At 72.3% G+C, this 19,725-nt stretch carries 22 protein-coding genes, 1 tRNA gene and 3 pseudogenes; 11 read left to right on the top strand and 15 right to left on the bottom strand.

Going from position 1 to position 19,725, the window contains the following annotated elements:
* A pseudogene (locus tag ACXR2U_RS22450) lies at positions 1 to 490 on the bottom strand (hypothetical protein); the annotation flags it as partial.
* A gap of 21 nt (positions 491 to 511) precedes the next feature.
* Positions 512 to 682: a hypothetical protein gene (locus tag ACXR2U_RS22445; protein WP_458827319.1), complete on the bottom strand. Its 171-nt coding sequence runs from the start codon at positions 680 to 682 to the stop codon at positions 512 to 514.
* A gap of 37 nt (positions 683 to 719) precedes the next feature.
* Here ACXR2U_RS22445 and ACXR2U_RS22440 point away from each other — a divergent pair, with 37 nt between their 5' ends.
* Positions 720 to 1,166, top strand: coding sequence for a hypothetical protein (locus tag ACXR2U_RS22440; protein ID WP_458827318.1), 447 nt, complete (start codon positions 720 to 722; stop codon positions 1,164 to 1,166).
* A 36-nt stretch (positions 1,167 to 1,202) separates the two neighbouring features.
* Complete coding sequence (locus ACXR2U_RS22435; protein ID WP_458827317.1) at positions 1,203 to 1,742, top strand: hypothetical protein; 540 nt, start codon at positions 1,203 to 1,205, stop codon at positions 1,740 to 1,742.
* 7 nt (positions 1,743 to 1,749) lie between these two features.
* Here ACXR2U_RS22435 and eutC read toward each other — a convergent pair whose 3' ends face one another.
* The 5 genes from eutC to ACXR2U_RS22410 form a co-directional block, all read right to left on the bottom strand.
* Positions 1,750 to 2,490 carry an ethanolamine ammonia-lyase subunit EutC gene (gene eutC / locus ACXR2U_RS22430; RefSeq protein WP_458827316.1) on the bottom strand — a complete coding sequence of 247 codons (741 nt, stop codon included), beginning with the start codon at positions 2,488 to 2,490 and terminating at the stop codon, positions 1,750 to 1,752.
* Positions 2,487 to 3,890, bottom strand: coding sequence for an ethanolamine ammonia-lyase subunit EutB (locus tag ACXR2U_RS22425; protein WP_458827315.1), 1,404 nt, complete (start codon positions 3,888 to 3,890; stop codon positions 2,487 to 2,489). The genes eutC and ACXR2U_RS22425 overlap by 4 nt, the downstream gene beginning before the upstream one ends.
* 4 nt (positions 3,891 to 3,894) lie before the next feature.
* Positions 3,895 to 5,490, bottom strand: a complete 1,596-nt coding sequence (locus ACXR2U_RS22420) for an amino acid permease (RefSeq protein WP_458827314.1) — start codon at positions 5,488 to 5,490, stop codon at positions 3,895 to 3,897.
* Positions 5,491 to 5,609: 119 nt separating this feature from the next.
* A complete protein-coding gene (locus ACXR2U_RS22415; RefSeq protein ID WP_458827313.1) occupies positions 5,610 to 8,318 on the bottom strand; it encodes an MGH1-like glycoside hydrolase domain-containing protein in 2,709 nt (902 codons plus the stop codon).
* A 56-nt stretch (positions 8,319 to 8,374) separates the two neighbouring features.
* Positions 8,375 to 9,898, bottom strand: coding sequence for an LCP family protein (locus ACXR2U_RS22410; protein ID WP_458827312.1), 1,524 nt, complete (start codon positions 9,896 to 9,898; stop codon positions 8,375 to 8,377).
* A 121-nt stretch (positions 9,899 to 10,019) separates the two neighbouring features.
* Between ACXR2U_RS22410 and ACXR2U_RS22405 the strand changes: the two genes are divergently transcribed.
* The 3 genes from ACXR2U_RS22405 to ACXR2U_RS22395 all read left to right on the top strand — a co-directional run bounded on the left by ACXR2U_RS22405 (position 10,020) and on the right by ACXR2U_RS22395 (position 12,295).
* Positions 10,020 to 10,706: a class I SAM-dependent methyltransferase gene (locus tag ACXR2U_RS22405; RefSeq protein ID WP_458827311.1), complete on the top strand. Its 687-nt coding sequence runs from the start codon at positions 10,020 to 10,022 to the stop codon at positions 10,704 to 10,706.
* A gap of 48 nt (positions 10,707 to 10,754) precedes the next feature.
* Positions 10,755 to 11,387, top strand: a complete 633-nt coding sequence (locus tag ACXR2U_RS22400) for an alpha-ketoglutarate-dependent dioxygenase AlkB (protein ID WP_458827310.1) — start codon at positions 10,755 to 10,757, stop codon at positions 11,385 to 11,387.
* A gap of 110 nt (positions 11,388 to 11,497) precedes the next feature.
* Positions 11,498 to 12,295: a trypsin-like serine peptidase gene (locus tag ACXR2U_RS22395; protein WP_458827309.1), complete on the top strand. Its 798-nt coding sequence runs from the start codon at positions 11,498 to 11,500 to the stop codon at positions 12,293 to 12,295.
* 46 nt (positions 12,296 to 12,341) lie between these two features.
* Here ACXR2U_RS22395 and ACXR2U_RS22390 read toward each other — a convergent pair.
* The 5 genes from ACXR2U_RS22390 to ACXR2U_RS22370 all read right to left on the bottom strand — a co-directional run bounded on the left by ACXR2U_RS22390 (position 12,342) and on the right by ACXR2U_RS22370 (position 16,259).
* Positions 12,342 to 12,415: transfer RNA gene (locus ACXR2U_RS22390), tRNA-Ala, on the bottom strand.
* A 124-nt stretch (positions 12,416 to 12,539) separates the two neighbouring features.
* Positions 12,540 to 13,337 carry a hypothetical protein gene (locus ACXR2U_RS22385; RefSeq protein ID WP_458827308.1) on the bottom strand — a complete coding sequence of 266 codons (798 nt, stop codon included), beginning with the start codon at positions 13,335 to 13,337 and terminating at the stop codon, positions 12,540 to 12,542.
* 109 nt (positions 13,338 to 13,446) lie between these two features.
* Complete coding sequence (locus tag ACXR2U_RS22380; RefSeq protein ID WP_458827307.1) at positions 13,447 to 14,061, bottom strand: GNAT family N-acetyltransferase; 615 nt, start codon at positions 14,059 to 14,061, stop codon at positions 13,447 to 13,449.
* Between the two features lie 15 nt (positions 14,062 to 14,076).
* Positions 14,077 to 15,327 carry a molybdotransferase-like divisome protein Glp gene (gene glp, locus ACXR2U_RS22375; protein WP_458827306.1) on the bottom strand — a complete coding sequence of 417 codons (1,251 nt, stop codon included), beginning with the start codon at positions 15,325 to 15,327 and terminating at the stop codon, positions 14,077 to 14,079.
* On the bottom strand, positions 15,324 to 16,259 hold the full coding sequence (locus ACXR2U_RS22370; RefSeq protein ID WP_458827305.1) for a UTP--glucose-1-phosphate uridylyltransferase: 936 nt from the start codon (positions 16,257 to 16,259) through the stop codon (positions 15,324 to 15,326). Before ACXR2U_RS22370 ends, glp begins: the two co-directional genes overlap by 4 nt.
* Before the next feature lie 19 nt (positions 16,260 to 16,278).
* Between ACXR2U_RS22370 and ACXR2U_RS22365 the strand changes: the two genes are divergently transcribed.
* Together ACXR2U_RS22365 and ACXR2U_RS22360 are read left to right on the top strand one after the other, a co-directional pair.
* Positions 16,279 to 16,845: a 5-formyltetrahydrofolate cyclo-ligase gene (locus ACXR2U_RS22365; RefSeq protein WP_458827304.1), complete on the top strand. Its 567-nt coding sequence runs from the start codon at positions 16,279 to 16,281 to the stop codon at positions 16,843 to 16,845.
* Positions 16,846 to 16,963: 118 nt separating this feature from the next.
* A pseudogene (locus ACXR2U_RS22360) lies at positions 16,964 to 17,062 on the top strand (FmdB family zinc ribbon protein); the annotation flags it as partial.
* Between the two features lie 62 nt (positions 17,063 to 17,124).
* Here the strand turns inward: ACXR2U_RS22360 and ACXR2U_RS22355 are convergent.
* The gene (locus ACXR2U_RS22355; RefSeq protein ID WP_458827320.1) at positions 17,125 to 17,340 is read right to left on the bottom strand and encodes a hypothetical protein; all 216 of its coding nucleotides are present in this window, start codon (positions 17,338 to 17,340) and stop codon (positions 17,125 to 17,127) included.
* A gap of 161 nt (positions 17,341 to 17,501) precedes the next feature.
* Between ACXR2U_RS22355 and ACXR2U_RS22350 the strand changes: the two genes are divergently transcribed.
* Positions 17,502 to 18,125 carry an SAF domain-containing protein gene (locus tag ACXR2U_RS22350; protein WP_458827303.1) on the top strand — a complete coding sequence of 208 codons (624 nt, stop codon included), beginning with the start codon at positions 17,502 to 17,504 and terminating at the stop codon, positions 18,123 to 18,125.
* A gap of 42 nt (positions 18,126 to 18,167) precedes the next feature.
* Positions 18,168 to 18,617: a large conductance mechanosensitive channel protein MscL gene (gene mscL / locus ACXR2U_RS22345; RefSeq protein WP_458827302.1), complete on the top strand. Its 450-nt coding sequence runs from the start codon at positions 18,168 to 18,170 to the stop codon at positions 18,615 to 18,617.
* A gap of 24 nt (positions 18,618 to 18,641) precedes the next feature.
* Here the strand turns inward: mscL and ACXR2U_RS22340 are convergent, their stop codons facing one another.
* On the bottom strand, positions 18,642 to 18,857 hold the full coding sequence (locus ACXR2U_RS22340; protein WP_458827301.1) for a hypothetical protein: 216 nt from the start codon (positions 18,855 to 18,857) through the stop codon (positions 18,642 to 18,644).
* A 99-nt stretch (positions 18,858 to 18,956) separates the two neighbouring features.
* Here ACXR2U_RS22340 and ACXR2U_RS22335 point away from each other — a divergent pair, with 99 nt between their 5' ends.
* Complete coding sequence (locus tag ACXR2U_RS22335; protein WP_458827300.1) at positions 18,957 to 19,298, top strand: hypothetical protein; 342 nt, start codon at positions 18,957 to 18,959, stop codon at positions 19,296 to 19,298.
* Positions 19,299 to 19,332: 34 nt separating this feature from the next.
* Positions 19,333 to 19,584, top strand: a complete 252-nt coding sequence (locus ACXR2U_RS22330) for a MoaD/ThiS family protein (RefSeq protein ID WP_458827299.1) — start codon at positions 19,333 to 19,335, stop codon at positions 19,582 to 19,584.
* A 25-nt stretch (positions 19,585 to 19,609) separates the two neighbouring features.
* Here the strand turns inward: ACXR2U_RS22330 and ACXR2U_RS22325 are convergent.
* Positions 19,610 to 19,725: pseudogene (locus tag ACXR2U_RS22325) on the bottom strand (IS481 family transposase); the annotation flags it as partial.

The raw sequence follows: 19,725 nt of genomic DNA, 5'->3' as shown, positions 1-19,725 counted from the left end.
CGCTGCGCACGCTGCCCGCCTTCAGCCGCCCCGGCCGGGCCGCCCGCGCGGCGCTCATCGCCGCCGTCGCGGTGGTCGCCACCGGCGGCGTTGCCGTCGCGGCGGTCGTCGGTCTGAGCGGCGGGGGTCGTACCCCGCAGATCGCCACCACCCAGGAAGCCCCGACCCCGACCGCGAGCAGCTCGGTCGAACCGGTCGCCGCGACCACCTCCGCCGCGGCGAGCACGACGCCGCCGAAGACCACGGCCGTCCCCACCACGCCGAAGCCGACGCCCCCGTCCACGCCGCCCCCGGCGGACCCGAACGCCGGCAACGGCGGCTCGGACAACGGGGGATCGAACGACGGGTCCGGCAACGACGGGTCGGACACCAGCGGATCGGGCAACGACGGGTCGGGCACCGGCGGGTCAGGAGGCTCGGGCAACGGCGGCTCGACGCCGCAGCCGCCCTCGACGCCGCGGCCGCCCTCCACGCCCCAGCCGCCGTCCACGCCGAGCAGCCAGCCGACCCGTCAGCCCTCGTCCAACCCGCCGCCGGCGAGCCCGTCGCCGACCCGTGGGTCGCCGACCGGCGGTGCGCCCGCTGCCGGGTCCTCGTCGTCCGTGGCCGCGGGCGCCTCGGCCAGCCCGACCGGCACCGACGCCTCCTGAGCTCCGGCTGACGACGCCCGCCCGCGCGTCACCCCGCGGACGGTCGTGGGTCGGCCATGCTGGTCGACGATGTCCCGATCGTCCCGCCTCGCCGTCCTGACCGCCCCGGTCCTGCTCCTGCTCACCGCCTGCGGCGGCAGCGGCGGCGGTGGCGCCGCCGAACCGTCCGTCGCCTCGACGCAGTCGCAGCTGCAGGACCAGCTCGACGCCCTGCCCCAGGTCGACGGCGCCCAGCGGACCAGCCAGACGTACGCCGGGGGCACGCTCACCGAGGCGTTCACCGTCCCGGCCGGCTCCCCCGCGTGCCTGCAGCTGCTCGCCGTCCTCGACGCCGGCGGCTACCAGGTCGTGGCCGGCACCGATCAGGCCGTCGTCAGCCCAACCACGTGTCGCACGCCGTCCGGTGCGGGCGTCGGCCCGAGCGCCGGCACCGCCACCATCCTCGCGGCCGGCGGGTCCGAGATCGCCCTGACGTGGACCACCTCCGGGTACACGATCGCCCTCGCCGCGTCCTGACGCGCTCAGACCGGGACGGTGGGTTACCGTCCGCGCGTGTCACAGCCCGATCGCCCCTCCTGGCAGTCGCTGCCCGCCCGGCGGCTCCCGAGCGAGCGGTTCGAACGCACCACGTCGCGTCGGCGTCGCGTGGTGACCGCCGTCGTGGTGGTCCTGCTCGTGGGCGCGGCCACGACCGCGTACCTCGTGCACCGGGCGACGTCGCCGTTCGGTGTCCGGGTCGACCTGGTCATCGTGGGGGCGGGAAACTTCGGGCCGGGCGCGGGCGGTACCGCCGCGGGCAACGGCGACGACTGCGCCGGGACGGGTACCTACGAGGGACTGAGCCAGGGCCAACCCCTCGACGTCACCGCTCCGGACGGCCACGTCCTCGCCAGCGGGCCAGCGATGGTCGCTGAACCAGGGACCGACCCGAAGACCGGTGCAGAGTTCTGCGAGCTGGTCTTCGACATCGCCGACGTGCCCACCGGCCACGACCGCTACGACGTCTCGTTCTACGGCCGGTTCCGACACGAGTTCAGTGCGGACCAGCTGCGCGACGGCGTGCTGGTCCGTGTCGGGGACCTGACCGGCTGACCGGCGCTCACGACGGCAGCGCGTCGAGACCGCCCGCCGGCAGCGCGTGGTCCGAGCGGTCCTTGATCCGCACCCCGGACTCCCCCGCCTCGATCGCGGCGGCGAGCAGTCCCGCGACCGCGCGGGCGGCGCGGGGGTAGCCCAGGCCGTCGGGCGGGTGGATGTTCGAGACGCAGTTGCGCTCGGCGTCGTGACGGCCGGCGCGCGGTGCATAGGTCAGGTACGCGCCGAGGCTGTCGGTCACCGACAAGCCGGGCCGTTCACCGATGAGCACGAGAACCGCGGCGGCGCCGAGGGATTCGCCGATCCGGTCGCCGAGGGCGACCCGCGCCTGGGTGGCGACGACGACCGCGTCCGGCGGGTCGGTCAGGCGGGCGAGCTCGACCAGCAGCGGCACGGCGTGCGCGCTGACCGCACGGGCCGACAGGCCGTCGGCGAGCACCACGACCAGTCCCGAGACCGGCGCAGCGTGCAACGGTTCGGCGAGCACCCGGCCGAGATCGGGTCGGCGCAGGTACTCGTCACGGGTGGCGGCCCTCGAGCGGACCACGAGCGGATCACCGAATCCCGCGCTCGCGACCTGCCGTGCGAGGTCGTCGACGTCCAGGGTGTCGTGCACGGCGTCGCGGGCCTCGGCGTGCGCGGACCGGAACTCCAGTTCGGCCGGGGTCGGCAGGGCGTTGCCGGCGCGTCCGAGGCCGATCCGCGCCTGCGTGGTGCGGCGCAGCTGCTCCCAGAGATCGGTCACCGGGCGCCGATCGCGAGCAGCGGCGAGGTGTCGACGGGCAGGATCGCCCCGTGTTCGTCGGCCATCCCGAGGTCGCGCAGCCACCGCTCGAACTCCGGTGCGGGGCGCAGGCCGAGGGTCGAACGCAGGTAGAGCGCGTCGTGGAAGGACGTGCTCTGGTAGCCGAGCATGACATCGTCGGCACCGGGGACCGCGATGACGTAGGTGCAGCCGGCGGCGCCCAACAGCGTCAGCAGGGTGTCGGTGTCGTCCTGGTCGGCCTCGGCGTGGTTGGTGTAGCAGACGTCGACCCCCATGGGCAGGCCGAGCAGCTTGCCGCAGAAGTGGTCCTCGAGCCCGGCGCGCACGATCTGCTTGCCGTCGTAGAGGTACTCCGGCCCGATGAACCCCACGACGGTGTTGACCAGCAGCGGCTGCAGGTGCCGGGCCAGGCCGTACGCCCGGGCCTCGAGGGTCTGCTGGTCGACCGGGCGCCCCGCGGTGCCGTGGTGGGCGTCGGCCGAGAGGGACGAGCCCTGCCCGGTCTCGAAGTACATGACGTCGTCGCCGACCGTTCCCCGGTGCAACGACAGTGCGGCCTGCCGCGCCTCCTCGAGCAGCGCGACGTCGACCCCGAAGGAGCGGTTCGTACCCTCGGTGCCGCCGATGGACTGGAAGACCAGGTCGACCGGTGCGCCGTCCGCGATGAGTTCGAGGGTGGTCGTCACGTGGGCGAGCACGCAGGTCTGGGTCGGGATGGCGTAGCGGGAACGGATGTCGTCGAGCAGCTCGAGCAGGTCCCGCGTCACCCGCGGGGAGTCGGTCGCCGGGTTGATGCCGATGACGGCGTCGCCGCACCCGAGCAGCAGGCCGTCGAGCACGGCGGCGGCGACCCCGCGCGGGTCGTCGGTCGGGTGGTTGGGCTGCAGGCGGGTGGCGAGCCGGCCCGGCCCGCCGAGCGTGTCGCGGAACGCGGTGACGACCCTCGCCCGGCGGGCCACGGCGATCAGTTCCTGGTTGCGCATGAGCTTGCTGACCGCCGCGACCATCTCCGGCATCAGACCGGGCGCGAGCACGGCGAACGCGGTCTCGGCGTCCGGCCCGGCCGCGGTCTCGAGCAACCACTCCCGGAACCCGCCGACGGTGAGCCCGGCGACCGGTGCGAGAGCGGACCGGTCGAGGGTGTCGACGATGAGCCGGCTGACCTCGTCGTCCTCGTAGGGCACGACGAGGTCGTCGAGGAAGGTCGTCAGCGGGACGTCGGCGAGCGCCCACTGCGCCGCGGCCCGCTCGGCCGCCGAACCCGCGGAGCACCCGGCGAGGTCGTCACCCGACCGGGCCGGTGAGGCCTTGGCCAACAGGTCGACCAGGCCGTCGAACTCCCAGGTGTGGCCGCGGCGGGTCTGGCGGTGGACGCTCACCCGCTCAGTGTGGAGCCGCCGGAGCCTGGGTGGAGGGCTCGGCGGGGGTGTCGATCGTCGTCACCGGCCCGGTGAACCACTTCTTCACCGAGACGTGCCAGCCGATCCAGAGCAGCAGCAACAACCCCACGACCACGATGGGCGTGTAGTTGACGTACTTCCAGGCGAAGCCCGGATCCCAGGGTGCGCCGAGGTTCGAGGTCGGGAAGATCGCCACGATCGACATGACGCCGATCTCCACGACCGCCACCGGCGCCATCCACCGGTACTTGCGCCCGAGCGTCCAGCGGCCGACCCGGAAGTCGTCGCCCGCCCGCCACCGCAGGAAGATCGGGATCGCGAAGGCGAGGTAGAGCCCGACCACGCCGATCGACACCACGGCGAAGAACGCGACCGGGACCGGCGCGCCGTTGACGTCGACCTCGACCAGGGCCGGCAACGTGAGGACGACGGCGACGACCGCGGACGCGATCACCGCGTTGGCCGGCACCTTCTTCGACGACAGCGTCGACCACAGCCGGCTGCCGGGGACGGCACGGTCACGGCTGAAGGCGAACATCATCCGTGAGGTCGAGGTCATGCACGCGACCGTGCAGAAGAACTGCCCGGCCGTCGAGACGATGAGGACGATGCCCATCCAGTTCGGGCTCAACGCCTGGGCGAAGATCGCGATCGAACCACCACCCGCAGCCGTCACCCCCGCTTCGTCCTGGACGGCGAACAGGAACGTGAGCAACAGGATCCAGCCGCCGATCGCGGAGTAGAAGATCGACTGCCAGATCCCACGCGCCGCCGCGTTGGCGGCGGACTTGGTCTCCTCCGAGAGGTGGGCCGAGGCGTCGTACCCCGTGATCGTGTACTGGGTGAGGATCGCCGAGATCGGCAGCACGATGAACAGGAACCCGGCGCCGGAGGTCGCGCCGCCGAAGAAGCCGGTGTTGTTGACGGTGTGGGTGAACACGTCGGACAGGCTCGCGTGCCGGCTGGGCACGAAGGCCAGGATCAGGATGACCGCGAGCGCGCCCGCGACGTGCCACCAGACCGAGATGTTGTTGAGCATCGCGAGCAGGTGCGAGCTGAAGATGTTGACCACGGCCGCGATGGCCAGGATGACGATGAACTCGATGAACACGCGGGTGAGGCTGTAGCCCGCGGCCCAGCTCTCGCTGTAGACACCGACGATGGTGTCGAAGAACGTCGCGCAGCCGTAGGCCACGCTCGCGTCGATCGCGAGCAGGCCGATGAGGTTGAGCCACCCGGTGTAGTAGCCGGCCTTGGGGCCGCCGAGCTTGGCCGCCCACCAGTAGATGCCGCCGGAGGTGGGGAACGCCGACACCAACTCCGACATGCACAGGCCGATCACCAGGATCAGCGCGCCGACGATCGGCCAGCCCCACGCGATCGCCGCCGGGCCGCCCGCGTTCCAGCCCAGCCCGAAGCTGGTGAAGCACCCGGCCAGGATCGAGATGATCGAGAACGAGATGGCGAAGTTCGAGAACCCCGACCACGAGCGCGACAGCTCCTGCTTGTAACCCAGGCTCGCGAGGTGCGCTTCGTCGTCCCCGGCGACATCGGGCTTCGGCGGGTCGGTGACGGACACGGGCGCGCTCCTCGCGGGTCGATCGTTGGTGGGCGCAACGATGGACCTGGTCGGGTTCGGCGTCAATGCCTCTGCGTTGCGGCCGCGTTACGGCTGCCGCCGGGCCGGGCCGCGGCCGGTCAGGACCAGCCGCGTACCCGCGGGTCCGGGGGCAGGCGCGGGTTGAGCAGGTGCGCGACCAGTGCGGTCCACCCGGTCTGGTGGGTCGCGCCGAGACCTTCGCCGGTGTCGCCGTCGAAGTACTCGCTGAACGTGGGGTGTTCGCTCCAGAGCGGGTCGGGCGAGGACTCGATGCGGGCGCCGTCGGCGGGGCGCTTGCCGTCGACCGGGCGGAACAGGGCCACCAGCCCGCGGTCGAGGGTGTCAGCGGCCTCGACGAGGGTGCAGTGGCGGCCCGAGCCGGTCGGGATCTCGATGGTGAACGAGTCCCCGAAGTACCGCCCGTAGGTGCGCAGCTTGTCCGCGAGCAGCACGTTCACCGGGAACCACACCGGTCCACGCCAGTTCGAGTTGCCGCCGAACATGCCCGAGCGCGACTCGCCGGGTTCGTAGTCGATGGTGGCGCTCTGGCCGTTGACCTCGACGACCACCGGGTCGTGGTAGACCGCCGACAACGACCGGATGCCGTAGGGCGAGAGGAACTCCGCGGTGTCGAACATCCGTTGCAGGATGCGACGGAGCCGTTCCGGGTCGACCATCGACAGCAGCATCTTGCGGCCCTCGGGCGTCGAACGCGACAGCAGCGGGCTCATGATCTCCGGGTGGCGCCGCTGCAACCAGCGCAGCCGCGCGGTGACGTCGGGACACTCCTCGGTCATCCACGACGGGATCTCCGTGGCGCCGAGAACCGGCAGCAGCCCGACCATCGACCGCACCCGCATGTGCGGCGCCGAGCCGTCGGGGTGGACGAGGACGTCGTAGAAGAAGCCGTCCTCCTCGTTCCAGAGGCCGGTGTCGCGGGAGCCGAAGGTGTTGAGGGCCTTCGCGATCGACAGGAAGTGCTCGAGGAACTTGGTGGCGGTGTCGTCGTAGGCCGGGTCGTTGCGGGAGAGCTCGAGCGCGATCTTGAACATCTGCTGGCAGTAGAACGCCATCCAGCTCGTGGCGTCGGACTGCTCGAGCCGGAACCCCGGCGGCAACGGGGCCGACCGGTTGAACAGGCCGATGTTGTCCATCCCGAGGAACCCGCCCTCGAAGATGTTGGAGCCGTTGACGTCCTTGCGGTTGACCCACCACGCGAAGTTCAGCAGCAGCTTGGTGAACACCCGCGTGAGGAAGTCGCGGTCGCGGTAGCCGTCGATGCGGTAGACGTGCCACGCGGCCCACGCGTGGACCGGCGGGTTGACGTCGCCGAACTCCCACTCATACGCCGCCAACTGCCCGTTGGGGTGCATGGCCCACTCGCGGCACATCAGGACCAGCTGTTCCTTGGCGAACGCCGGGTCGACGTGGGCGAGCGGGATGGTGTGGAAGGCGAGGTCCCAGGCGGCGAACCAGGGGTACTCCCACTCGTCGGGCATCGAGATGACGTCGGCGAGGGACAGGTGGTTCCAGTGAGTGTTCCGGCGTCCGTACTGCGCCCGGCCAGGAGGTGCCGGCGCGACCGGATCGCCCTCGAGCCACTGGTCGACGTCGTAGCGGTACAGCTGCTTGCCCCAGAGCAACCCGGCGTACGCCCGCCGGGCGACGTGGTGGTCCTCCGGCGGCATCCCGGGGTGGATGACGGTCGCGTAGAACTCGTCGGCCTCGGCCTGACGGTCGTCGAACACGGCGTCGAAGCTCGGACCGAACGTGGTCTCCGACGGCGGGTTCATCGACAACCGCAGCGAGATCGTCACCGTCTCCCCCGGCGCCACCGCGTCGAAGTGGTACCGCAGGCCGACCTTCGTGCCCTCGGACGCCGGGTTGACCGCCGACTTGATCCCGTGCACGACGTAGTCGTCCACCCCGTCCTTGGTGTAGCGCGAACCGTTGCCCACAGCACCGAACAGCTTGACCGCGTTGGTCTCGTTCTCGCAGAACAGCAGCTGCGGCGAACCCTTCGCGGCCAGGTGGAAGCGACCGAGGAAGCCGTGGTCGCACTCGGCCGCCTCCAGCCCGCCCACGGTGAGCGTGGGCGGCAGGACCTGCTGGATCACCGAGCGCCGGCGGTCACGGCCCCACGACCAGGTGTTGCGCAGCCACCACTGCGGCACGACGTCGAGCGGGGCGGCCTCCGGCCCGTGGTTGGTCACCTGCACCCGCACGCACACGTCGTCGGGCGAGGCCTTCGCGTACGTGACGAGCATGTCGAAGAAGCGGTTCTCGGCGAGGACGCCGGTGTCCTCGAGTTCGTACTCGCGCTCGTCGCGGCCGCGGGCGGCGTTCTCCCGCCGGAGCTGCTCGTACGGGTACTCGGCCTGCGGGTAGCGGTACAGCCACTGCATCCAGCTGTGCGTGGGGGTGCCGTCGACCGCCCACCAGTACTCCTTGGCGTCCTCGCCGTGGTTGCCCTCGCCGTTGGTCAGGCCGAACAGCCGGTCCTTGAGGACCGGGTCGCGCCCGTTCCACAACGCGAACGCCAGGTTGAGGAACCCGAACCGGTCGCAGATCCCGCCCAGGCCGTCCTCACCCCAGCGGTACGCACGGGCGTGGGCGTGGTCGAACGGGAAGGAGTCCCAGGCCGCGCCGTCCTCGGAGTAGTCCTCGCGGACCGTGCCCCACTGCCGGCCCGCGAGGTACGGACCCCACTGCCGCCACGGATCGTTCGACCCCGGCGACTCGGCCAGCCGGGCGTGCTCGGCCGTCCGCCCGGTGACGTGGCCCCAGTCGGCGGTCTCGCTGGTCACCGGGACAGTGTCCGGGACCGCCGCCGGCCGCGCGCGCAGGGGTGCGGCGCGCGCCTTCAGTCGATGCAGGCGAGGCGGCCGTTGGCGTCGTCGACCGCCCGCGACCCGGTGGCCGAGGGCGGGACGCTCGCCGTGGTCGGCGAGGCGCCACCCGCCGGGGTCAGGCCGTCGGCGCCGAGGACGAGCGTGACCGCCGTGGCCGACGGATCCACCCGGACCGTTGCACCCGGCACCGTTGCCGCGACTGTGTTGGCCTGGGCGCCCTGCCCGGTCGGGTAGAGCACGGTGGTGACGTCGGTCGGGTCGGCGTCGCCCGTGCCGACCACGTTCATACCGAGCGTGCTGAGCTTCGAGGCGGCCGCCGCCGCGGCTCCGCCGACGCCGCTGCCGTTGAGGACCTGGACCGTGACGTCACCGGGTGCGACGGTCGCGGGCGGGGTCGACGGCGCGGTCGGGGTCGGGTTCGGGGTCGCGGCTCCGACCAGGGCCTTCATCTGGGCCTTGACCGCGGCGGGGTCGACACCGAGGACGTCCTTGCCGTCGATGTTCTCGTCCCCGGTGGTCACCATGGTGGCGCCGATGATGTTGCCGGAGGCGAGGTTCTGCATCTGGGTGGCGAGGTCGACCAGGTTCAGCGAGCGGTCCTTGAGCAGGGACGAACTCACGGCGTCGAGCAGCCGGTTGAGCTTGAACGGGTTGACCAGTGTGCTCACGCCGATCTGGCGGAACACCGCACCGAGGAAGTAGCGCTGCCGCGCCACCCGGTCCAGGTCACCGTGCGGCAGACCGTGCCGCTGGCGCACGAACGCCAACGCCTGCGTCCCCTTGACGTCCGTGTTGAGGCCCTTCTTCAGGTTGATCCCCGAGTAGCTGTAGACGAAGTCACCGTTGGGCTCGAAGCCGGAGTCGAAACCGTCACCGCTCTGGCCGTACTCGGTCGCGGGGTGCATCGCGTTCTTGAGGCAGACGTCGACGCCACCGATCGCGTTGCTGATGCGGTAGAAGCCGAGCAGGTTGATCTGCAGGTAGTGGTCGATCCGCAGCCCCGTCAGCTGGCTGATGGTCTGCGAGGTGAGAACCAGGCCCGCGCCCTCCGCCGCCGTCTCCGACGCCCCTTGTTCCTTCGCGGTCTCGTACGCGTTCGGGTAGGCGGCGTTGATCCGGTCCATGCCGTAGCCCGGGATGTTGACGTAACTGTCGCGCGGGAACGAGATGAGCGTGGCCTTCGAGCCGTCGGCGGGCACGTGCAACACGATCATGGTGTCGGTGTTGGCGCTGCCGCCGTCGTCCTGGGTGGACAGGGCCTTGAGTTCCGCGGGGGTCGCCCCGGCCCGGCTGTCGTTGCCGACCAACAGGATGTTCTGCGCGACGCCGTCGAGGTCGGGCGGGGCATCGCTCGGGGTCGGGATGTCCGGCGCGGTGGCGATGTTGCTGTTGAAGTCGCGGTAGGTGGCCCACGCCACCCCACTGCCGACCAGCACCACCAACGAGACGAACGCGGCGAGCGACTTCCCCGCGAGCACGGCGCCGCGGCGCCCGCGACGGGGAACGCGCACCACGGGCGCGTCGACAGGGGTCACGGCGCCGAAGAGTAGTGACCACCACCTCGGGGAACGCCCAGCAGCGCGTGGTTCGATCTCACCCCGGCCACACGGGCGTGGTAACTTGCCGCTTTGCCGGCGGGACCCGAGAGGCGTGTGGATGTCGAGGCTGCGTCAGCTCAAGCGGACCGTCGCGCCCCCGGTGCACCGCGTCCTGGACCGGGCTCACCGGCCGGTCGGCGAACGCGCCTTCCTCACCGCCTTCGAGCAGGCCCGGGCCGCCGGACTGGTCAAGGTCAACATCGGGTCGGGTCGCAAGCCGGTCGACGGCTGGATCAACACCGACGTCGTGCGGCAGGGCCACATCTACCTCGACGGTCTGCAGCGCTGGCCGATCCCCGAGGCCTCGGTCGACTTCGTCTACGCCGACAACGTCATCGAGCACATCCCCCTCCCCGACACTCCCGCCTTCCTGCGCAACGCGTTCACCGCGATGAAGCCCGGCGCCGTCATCCGCCTCGCCACCCCGGACGTCGAGGCCGTCGCGCGGCAGTACCTCGAGAACGGGGAGCTCGCCCGGCTCGGCATGGAGCGCAACGCCGAGCGCGGCCGGCCGATGAAGTACCCGGTGCAACTGATCCAGAACGTGTTCGTCGGCGCCCAGCACTACCTCGGTTTCTGCCACGACTTCCACTCGCTGAGCACCGAGTTGGCCGAGGCGGGCTTCGTGAACATCATCCGTTCCGAGGCAGGCCTGTCCGACGTCCCGGAGATGCACGGCCTCGAGGTCCGCGCCCACCCGGCCGAGATCGCGACCCAACTGGTCGTCGAGGCCGTCAAGCCCTGAGGCGCGCAGTGGGAGGCGTTGTCGGAGCCCCGGCCTAACGTCAAGGTCGTGACCGATCAGCAGGCGCTGGTGTTCGGGGCGGACGAGTCGTTCGTCCCCGATCCCGCCGCGGGCGGCCTCGCCGTCGCGGTCGACCGCAGCTTCGCCTCGGTGCACCGCACCCAGCTCGACGCCACCTCGTGGGTCGACCACGTCCCGGGGTGGTTCCTCGGTGACGACGCCCTGGTGGAGTTCCTCGCCGCCACCGCGACGTGGGAGCGGCGCAGCCGCTGGATGTACACCCGGCAGGTCGAGGAACCACGCCTGACCGCGGAGTACCCCGTGATCGCCGAGGCCCCGCACCCGGTCTTCGGCTGGCTCGCCAGGGTGCTCGGCCAGCGGTACGGCCGGAACTACACCGCGTTGTGGATGAACTGGTACCGCGACCAGGACGACAGCACCGGCTGGCACGCCGACGCCCCCGCCGCGCGACTCCCCGAGGCGACGGTCCCGGTGCTCTCCCTCGGTGCCACCCGCCGCTTCCTCGTCCGCCCGGCCGAGGGCGGCCCCAGCACGTCGTTCACCGTGCACGGCGGCGACCTCGTCGTCATGGGTGGGCGGTGTCAGAAGGACTGGCGGCACATGGTGCCCAAGCAGCGCGCCGTCGCCGGCGGACGGATGAGCCTGAACTTCTCGGTCTGACCCGGGAGGTGCTCGCCGGACGGCGGCCGGGTTGTTGCCGGGCCGTCCGAGTGGTGTCCGTGTTGGATCAGGCCCGCCCGTCGCCCCCCACTCGGCCCTAGCCTCACCCCGTGCTCCGACGCCTGCTGCTGCTCACCGTCTCGCTGCTCGTCGTCGCCGGTGCCGCTGCGGCACCGGCGCTGGCCGACGACGACCCCGGCGCACCGCCCGGCACCCCGACCGCGACCAGGTTCGGCGGCGTCCCGAGCGTCGGCGCGGTCTTCCGTGACGGGCTGACCCAGCCCCACAGCTGCTCGGCGAGCGTCGTCCTCACGCCGCGAGGCGGGCTCGTGCTCACCGCGGCCCACTGCATCGAGGGCACCGGAGCCGGTCTGCTCTTCGCACCGGGCTACGTCGACGGCCGGACGCCCTACGGCGTGTGGACCGTGCAGCGGGCCTGGGTCTCACCGCGCTGGGTGACGAGCCAGGACCCCCACGCCGACTACGCCTTCCTGCAGGTCGCCCCGCGGACGGTGGGGCACCGGAACGTGTCCCTGCAGCAGGTGACCGGCGGCGCTGTGCTCGGGTTCGCCCCGCGCCCCGGCACCCGGGTCACCGACATCGCCTACCCGTACGGGATCGACGACGAGCCCATCACCTGCACCAACACGGTCGTCTCGACGCAGGGCTACCCGACGTTCGACTGCCACGGCTACCCGGGCGGGACGAGCGGCAGCCCGTTCCTCGTGCGGCACCCCGGTCGACCGGATGTCGTCGTGGGCGTCATCGGCGGGTTGCACCAGGGCGGCTGCTTCGAGTGGAACTCGTTCTCGTCGCCGTTCGGCCTCGACACCTTCGCGACCTACCTGCGCGCTGTGACCGGCCGGCCCGCGGACACGGTGCCCCAGGCGGGCAGCGACGGCTGCTGAGCGGAACTGCCGGGACGAGCCTGCCGGGAGACAGGTGGGGAAAGGGTGGAGCTGAGGGGATTCGAACCCCTGACCCCCTCGATGCGAACGAGGTGCGCTACCGGACTGCGCCACAGCCCCTGAGCCGGTCGACCCGGCTCAAGACAACCGCGTCAGACTACCAAGGCGGGCGGCGCGGCTTCACCACCAGCCCGGCGCACCACGGTGCCGGGCACCGGAGGTGCGCGCCGCCGGACGGGCGGCGTCAGCCGGCGCGGCGCTGGACGGGCTCGTCCTCCAGTTCCTCGCCGGAGTAGAGACCGGTGAGGTCGACGGTGTCCATGATCTGCAGTTCGAGGTCGTCGTCGTCGATGCGCACGAGGGTCTCGATCGGCAGGCGGAACGAGTGCGGGGCGACGCCTTCGTCGGCGCCGGCCTGGTCGTCGGAGTCCGCCGTGGCGTCCCACTCCGCCGCTGCGAGGCGGTCGGCGCGGCGCAGGCGGGCCTCGCGGCGGTCACGGTCGCGCAGCGCCTGCGAGCGCAGGAACAGCAGGTACCCACCGGTGGCGGCGAGGAACAGCAGCGCGAACGTCCACGGCAACCAGCCGCCGGCGATGAACGACGCCACCAACGTGATGAGCAGGCCGAGGCCGAGGATCGTGAGCGAGCGACGGCGGCGCGCCATCATCTGCCGCCTGGCGGCGGACATCTCCGTGCGGTCGACCGGGTACATCAACGCCTCCCTGGCGGCGGGGACCGGCCGACGTGCAGCCGAAGGAACGTGGGTGGAGGACGGGTGGCCGGGCACGAACACCTGCGCCTCGACGGGCGCCGAACGCGGCGTGACCCAGTCGGCGTCGTCGGCGGCGGCGCCGTCGACACCGCGCGGTGCGAGGGCGACGTCGTGCAGTGACTGTCGCCGGGTCAGGGCGCGCATCGCCCGTCCGAACCGGGCGACCGAGCGTTCCGGTGCGCGTTCGTCCTTGCGGCGAACGAGCATGGGGATGACGACGACCAGCCACAGCACGGCCAGTACCAGCACCGTCAGCGCGGACGACGACATCGCAACTCCTGTCACACCAGTCTCAAGGTGAACATGACGGTAGTGACGAGATGCGGCGCCGCAGGCCACGACACGCCCGCGCCCACAACAAAACCGCGACGGAGGTAGGTCAGGACGGTGCGGGCACCGAGGGCAGCCGTGACAACACGGTCGTGCCGTGCAGGTCCTCGGTGGTCAGGGCGAACGCCACGTGGTCGCGCCACGCGCCGTCGATGTCGAGGAACCGCTCGTAGAAACCCTCGCGCCGGAAACCCAGTTTCTCCACGACGCGCAGGCTCGCCGCGTTCTCCGGCCGGATGTCGACCTCGACGCGGTGCAGACCGACCCGGCCGAAGCAGTGGTCGGCGACGAGGGCCAGCGCAGTCGGCGTGATGCCCCGACCCGCGACCGCACTGTCGACCCAGTACCCGACCGTGCAGGAGCGCAGCGCACCGAAAACCACGTTCGACACGGACATCTGACCGACGAGCTCACCGTTGTACGTGACCACGAAGGGCAGCATCGTCCCGGCCCGGCCGGCCCGGCGCAGCGCACCGCACACCCCGCCCCACGCCGCGCGCGAGTTGCGTTCGGACCACGGCCGGTCGTTGGTCGGCTCCCACGGCGTCAACCACCGCTCGTTGCGCATGCGCACCTGGCTCCACGCCGGACCGTCACGCCAGCGCGGCGGACGCAGACCGACGGCCCCCGCGCCGAACTCGGCGGGCCACCCCGGGACAGCCACTCGGTGCCGTCGCTCTCAGCGGTGCGAGAGCAGCAGCGGGACGACGGTCACGCGGGAACCCGTGACCACCTCGGTGACGCTCTCGTCGATGACGACCAGGCAGTTCGACGACGCCATCGACGCCAGCAGGTGCGAGCCCGAACGCCCGACCAGCGAGACGCTGTACCCGCCGTTCGCTTCACGGTGCAACAGTCCGCGCCGGTACTGACGAACGCCCGCCGGCGAATCCATGCGCTCCAGCGCGATGGCCTGCACCGACGCCCGGTGGATCTGGTGCTTGCCCAACAGCATGCGGATGACCGGCCGCACGAACACCTCGAACGAGACGAGCGCGGCGCCGGGGTTGCCCGGCAGGCAGAAGATCGGCGTCCGGGTGTCGCGGCCGCCCTCGGCGGTGCCGATGGTGCCGAAACCCTGGAACCGTCCGGGGTCCATGGCGATGTCGTGGAACTCGACCGTGCCCAGTTCCGACAGGGCCGACCGGACGACGTCCGAGGTCCCGTGGCTGATCCCGCCGGTGGTGACGAGCAGGTCGGCCCGCAGCAACTGCGACTCGAGGACGTCGACCAGGCGGGCGTGGTCGTCGGGGACGATGCCCACGCGGTACGCGTCGGCACCGGCGTCGCGCGCGGCGGCGGCGACCATGTGCGAGTTGGCGTCGAAGGCGTCGCCGTGCGGCAGGGCCCGGCCGAGGTCGACGAGCTCGCTGCCGACCGACAGCGTGACGACGCGCGGCCGCGGGCGGACGGTGACACGTTCCCGGCCGATGCCCGCGAGCAACGCGATCTGCTGCGGCCCGAGCGCGGCACCGGCGCCGAGCGCGCGCTGACCCAGCTGCAGGTCCTCGCCCGCACGCCGGATGAACTCGCCGCTGTGCACCGGCGCGTTGATCGCCACCCGGGCGACACCACGGTCGGTGCGCTCCGCGGGGACAACGGCGTCGGCACCCGCCGGGATGGGGGCACCGGTGGTGATGCGGGCGGCGATGCCCGGTCCGACCCCGGTGCTGGTCCGGACCCCGGCCACGACGTCGGCGACGACCGGCAGGTCCACGGGTGCGTCCCGCGAGGCGTCGCGGGTGTCGATGGCGCGGATGGCGTAGCCGTCGGTGTCCGCACAGTCGACGCCCGGAACCGCAACCTCGGTGTGGACGTCGTCGGCGAGCAGGAGTCCCTGGGCGTCCAGCGTCGTGAGCTCGATCGGGTCGATCTGGCCGATCGCGGCGAGGATCTCCTGCAGCTGCTCGTCGACCGTGCGTCGGGTCATGAGGCCGCGGACCCCGTGCCGTCCGCGACGAAACCCTCGAGCCAGGCGGCGAAATCGGCGCCGACCTCCGGGTCCTGGACCGCGAGCTGGACGGCCGAGGTCAGGTAGTCGAGCTTGGTGCCGGTGTCGTAGCGACGCCCGGTGAAGACCACGCCGTGCACCGGCACGCCCTCGGCCAGCAGGATCGCCATGGCGTCGGTCAGCTGGATCTCACCCCCGCGCCCGGGCTCGGTGCGGCGCAGCGCGTCGAAGATCTCGGGCGGCAGAACGTAGCGGCCGATGACCGTGAGGGTGCTGGGGGCGTCGGCCGGGTCGGGCTTCTCGACCAGGCCGGTGACCCGGACCGTGGCCTCCTCACCCGCAGCCGGGGCGTCACCGTCGATGGCGACCACGCCGTAGCGCTTGGTCTCCTCGCGGGGCACGTCCGCCAGGGCGAGCACGATGCCGCCGTGCTCGGCCTGGACGTCGATCATCGGCCCGAGCAGCGGGTCGCGGGCGTCGACCAGGTCGTCGGGGAGCAGGACCGCGAACGGCTCGCCCTCGCAGAACGGCTCGGCCTGGGCCACGGCGTGCCCGAGGCCCAGCGGGTCCTCCTGCCGGGCCTCGTGGATCGTCGCGAGCGAGGCCGCGGACCGGACGGCCGCGAGGCCGGAGCTGTCGCCCTTGGCCTCCAGCGCCGCCTCGAGGTCGGAGTCGGAGGTGAAGTAGTCCATGACGGCCCGCTTGCCCTCGGACAGCACGAGGACGACGTCGGTGCAGCCGACCCGGGCGGCCTCCTCGACGACGAGGTGGCCCGTGGGGGTGCTGACGACCGGCAGCAGCTCCTTCGGGACGGCCTTGGTGAAGGGCAGCATGCGGGTGCCACGCCCGGCGGCCGGGATCACAGCGCGGTGGACACGTGCCCGGGACGCGGCGGCGTCAGGAGGCGTCACGTGGGCGAGACTAACGAAGGTGACCCCGGACGGTGACCGCCACGAGCGCGTCGCGGCCGCGAAGTCGGCCCTGCGGACCGAGTTGCTCGCGGCCCGGCGCGCGTTGTCCACGCCCGACCTGGAGGCCGCGCGGCGCGCGGTCGCGGCCGCGGTGCTGGCCTCCCTGACCCCGTCGGACCGGGTGGTCGCGGCGTACGAACCGCTGCGCACCGAGCCCGGTTCCGTGGCGTTGCTGTCGGCGCTCGTCGCGGACGGGCGGCAGGTGCTGGTGCCCGTGACGCTCGCCGACCGCGACCTGTCGTGGACCGGCTGGGACCCGGACGGGCGGGGCGACGACCTCGGGCGCGACGCGATCGCCCGGGCCGACGTCGTCGTCGTGCCGGCCCTGGCCATCGGCCGCCGCGACGGCGTGCGGCTCGGCCGCGGCGGCGGCTCGTACGACCGGGCGCTCGGCCGCGCCCGCGGCCGCACGGTCGCGCTGCTGCACGAGGGTGAACTGCTCGAGCAGGTGCCGGGCGACGACCACGACCGCCCGGTCCGGGCTGTCGTCACACCGTCGGGGTGGTTCGCGGTCGGCGGGGCGTAGGGACGGGCCCGGGGAAGCGGCGCGCGCACCGGGGCGTTGGAGGTGTCAGAATTGGCACTCGGACGCCCGGAGTGCCAGCGTCCGTCTGATCGTGTCGTCCGCCGAGGAGCCCGCCCGCATGCCCACCTATGCCTACCGCTGCACCAACCCCGAGTGCGCGCACACCTTCGACGTCGTGCAGGCGTTCACCGACGACCCGGTGACCGAGTGCCCGGTCTGCGGCCAGCCGGTCCGCAAGGTCTTCTCGCCGGTCGGTGTGGTGTTCAAGGGTTCCGGCTTCTACCGGACCGACTCCCGCAGCGGGAACAGCAGCTCGGAGAAGGCCGACACGAAGGCGTCCTCCGAGGGCGGTGCGTCGAGCGGCGAGAAGAGCTCGTCGTCGGAGAAGTCCTCGAGCTCGTCCTCGGACTCCGGCAGCACGTCGTCCTCGTCCTCGTCGAGCAGCTCGTCCTCGGGCGGGTCGAGCTCCTCGTCGTCCTCGTCGTCCGGTTCCACCGGGTCGTCGTCGGGCTCCGCCGCCAAGGCGTCCTGACCCCGCGCGGCGCCGGGTAGCAGATCCGGCGCCGGTCCGAACCGGTCCGTCCACAGGCCCGCGTGTCGTCCACAGACCGCCGGTCGACCGCCCGCGCCCGGCCCCGCCCGGACACGATCGGGGCGTGACGGCGAAGGCGCGGTGGCAGCGGTCGAGGGAACGACTCTCGGGCACGCCCCGCCTCGTCCTCGCGGTCGTCCTGCTCGCCGCCGGGGTGCTGGTCGCCCTGACGGCCACCGCCCCGCCCGCCACCGGTCCCGTGGTGGTCGTGAGCCGGCCGGTGGCCGGGGGCGTGGCCCTCCGCCCCGGCGACGTCGTGGTCGCGCAGCGGGCCCTCGCCGACCGCCCCGACGGTGCGTTGACGACGCTTGCGCCCGCGCTCGGTCAGCGGGCGGTCGGGGCGTTGGCGCGCGGCGAGGTCGTCACCGCGTCGCGTCTGGCACCCGCCGGCCTCGCCGACGACCTCGCCCCCGGGCGGTCCCTCGCGACCGTGACGGTCGCGTCCGCGCGCGCCGGCGTGGTGGCCGTGGGCGACCTGGTGCAGGTCGTGGTCCCGGCGGACGACACGGCCGGTCCCACCGCGGGCCCGGTCACGCTCGCCGAGGATGCGCAGGTGCTCGCGGTGTGGCCCCCGACCGACGGGGACGACACGACCACCGCGGTGCTCGACGTCGACGTCGGGTCCGCGTCGAGGCTCGCGGTTCTCCCCGCCGACCTGCTGGTCGGGCTCGTGATCGTCACGGCATGATGCGATGCGACCAGACCAGCGTCACGACTCGGAGGGCACGCCATGCTCAAGGGCTTCAGGGACTTCATCATGCGCGGCAACGTGGTGGAGCTCGCCATCGCCGTCGTCATCGGTACCGCGTTCCAGGCGGTGGTCAGTGGCGTCGTCAAGGCGATCATCCAGCCGCTGGTGAACTCCGCCGGCGGCACCAACGTCAACGGCCTCGGCTTCTCCATCCGTCACGGCAACGCCGCGATCGAGAAGTCGACGTTCATCGACCTGTCGTCGGTGATCAACGCGATCATCGCGTTCCTCGTCACCGCGGCCGTCGTGTACTTCCTCATCGTGATGCCGATGAACAAGATCCAGGAGCGTCGCGCGGCGAAGGCGGCCACCGGCGAGCCGGACCCCACCCCGAAGTCGGAGGACATCATCTTGCTGGAGCAGATCCGCGACCTGCTCAAGGAGGGTGGCGGCCGGCTGCCGACCACCAGCACGGTCAAGGACGTCTGAACCAGACCCGTCCCCCGCCGCCCGTCACTCCCAGTGCGGCGGCCGTTGCTCCTCGTACCACCGACGGTCCCGGTCGCCCCGGTCCGCCCGGTCGAGGTCCTCACCCCAGCCGACGTCGCGGTCGTCGTCGCTGCGGACGTCGCGGACCGGATCGGGACGGCCGGGCCCGGATCCGTCGTCGGTCGGTGACGCGTCCGGCCGGTCCGGGTCCGCGGGCCGGGTGGGGCCGGTGCTGCTCACGTCACCGATCCTGCCGCCCCACACCCGGAGTGCCACGCACCGGACCTGCTTGACTGGGTGGGGACAGCACACCGCCGTTCCGGGAAGGGAGAGATCCCCGTGGATTTCGACAAGCTCAAGCGCAAGGCCAGTGAGGCGGCGTCCCAGGCCAAGGTGAAGGCCGGGGAGTTGCAGGAGAAGTCCAAGCCCAAGCTGGAGCAGGCCCGGGTCAAGGCGTCGGAGTTCGGCGGCAAGGCGTCCGAGGCGATCCAGAAGGGCGCCGACAAGGCGCAGGAGAGCGCCAAGTCGTTCCGCGAGGGTCACAACGAGGACCCGTCCGCGCCGCCCACCGCGAGCGCCCCGACCCTGCACGCGGCACCGGACCCGACAGCGCCCCCGACCTCGACCGGCCAGACGCCCACCGGGCAGGGCCCGACCGGGAACCCGCCGCCGTCGGTCTGAGCGGCAGCGTCGTGACCGACCACCGGACCGCGCCGTGAGCGGCGTCGGCCCGGCCGTCACCGTCCGCTTCTGGGCCGGCGCCCGGCGGGCTGCCGGGCGGGCCCAGGAGCAGGTGATCGCGCCCGACCTGCGCGCGCTGCGTGCGGTGCTGACCGAACGACCGGAACTGGCGGCCGTGGTCGCGGCGTCGAGCCTGCTGGTCGACGGCGTCGCACCGACCACCGACGACGTGCCGCTGCGCCCCGGCGCGGTGGTCGACGTCCTGCCCCCGTTCGCCGGCGGCTGAGCCGACCGGTGCGGCGCCACACGTCCTAGTTGTACTGACCTGACAGGTTGGTGACGCGGGTTGCTGGCGGGAGGCCGCCCAGTGCGGTGTGGCCGCGGTGGTGGTTGTAGGTGTGGAGCCAGACCGCGAACTCTGCCACGC

The organism is Jatrophihabitans sp. YIM 134969, assembly GCF_054456675.1.
The sequence above is the reverse complement of the archived record's forward strand: the minus strand, read 5'-3'. Positions and strand labels throughout refer to the sequence as shown.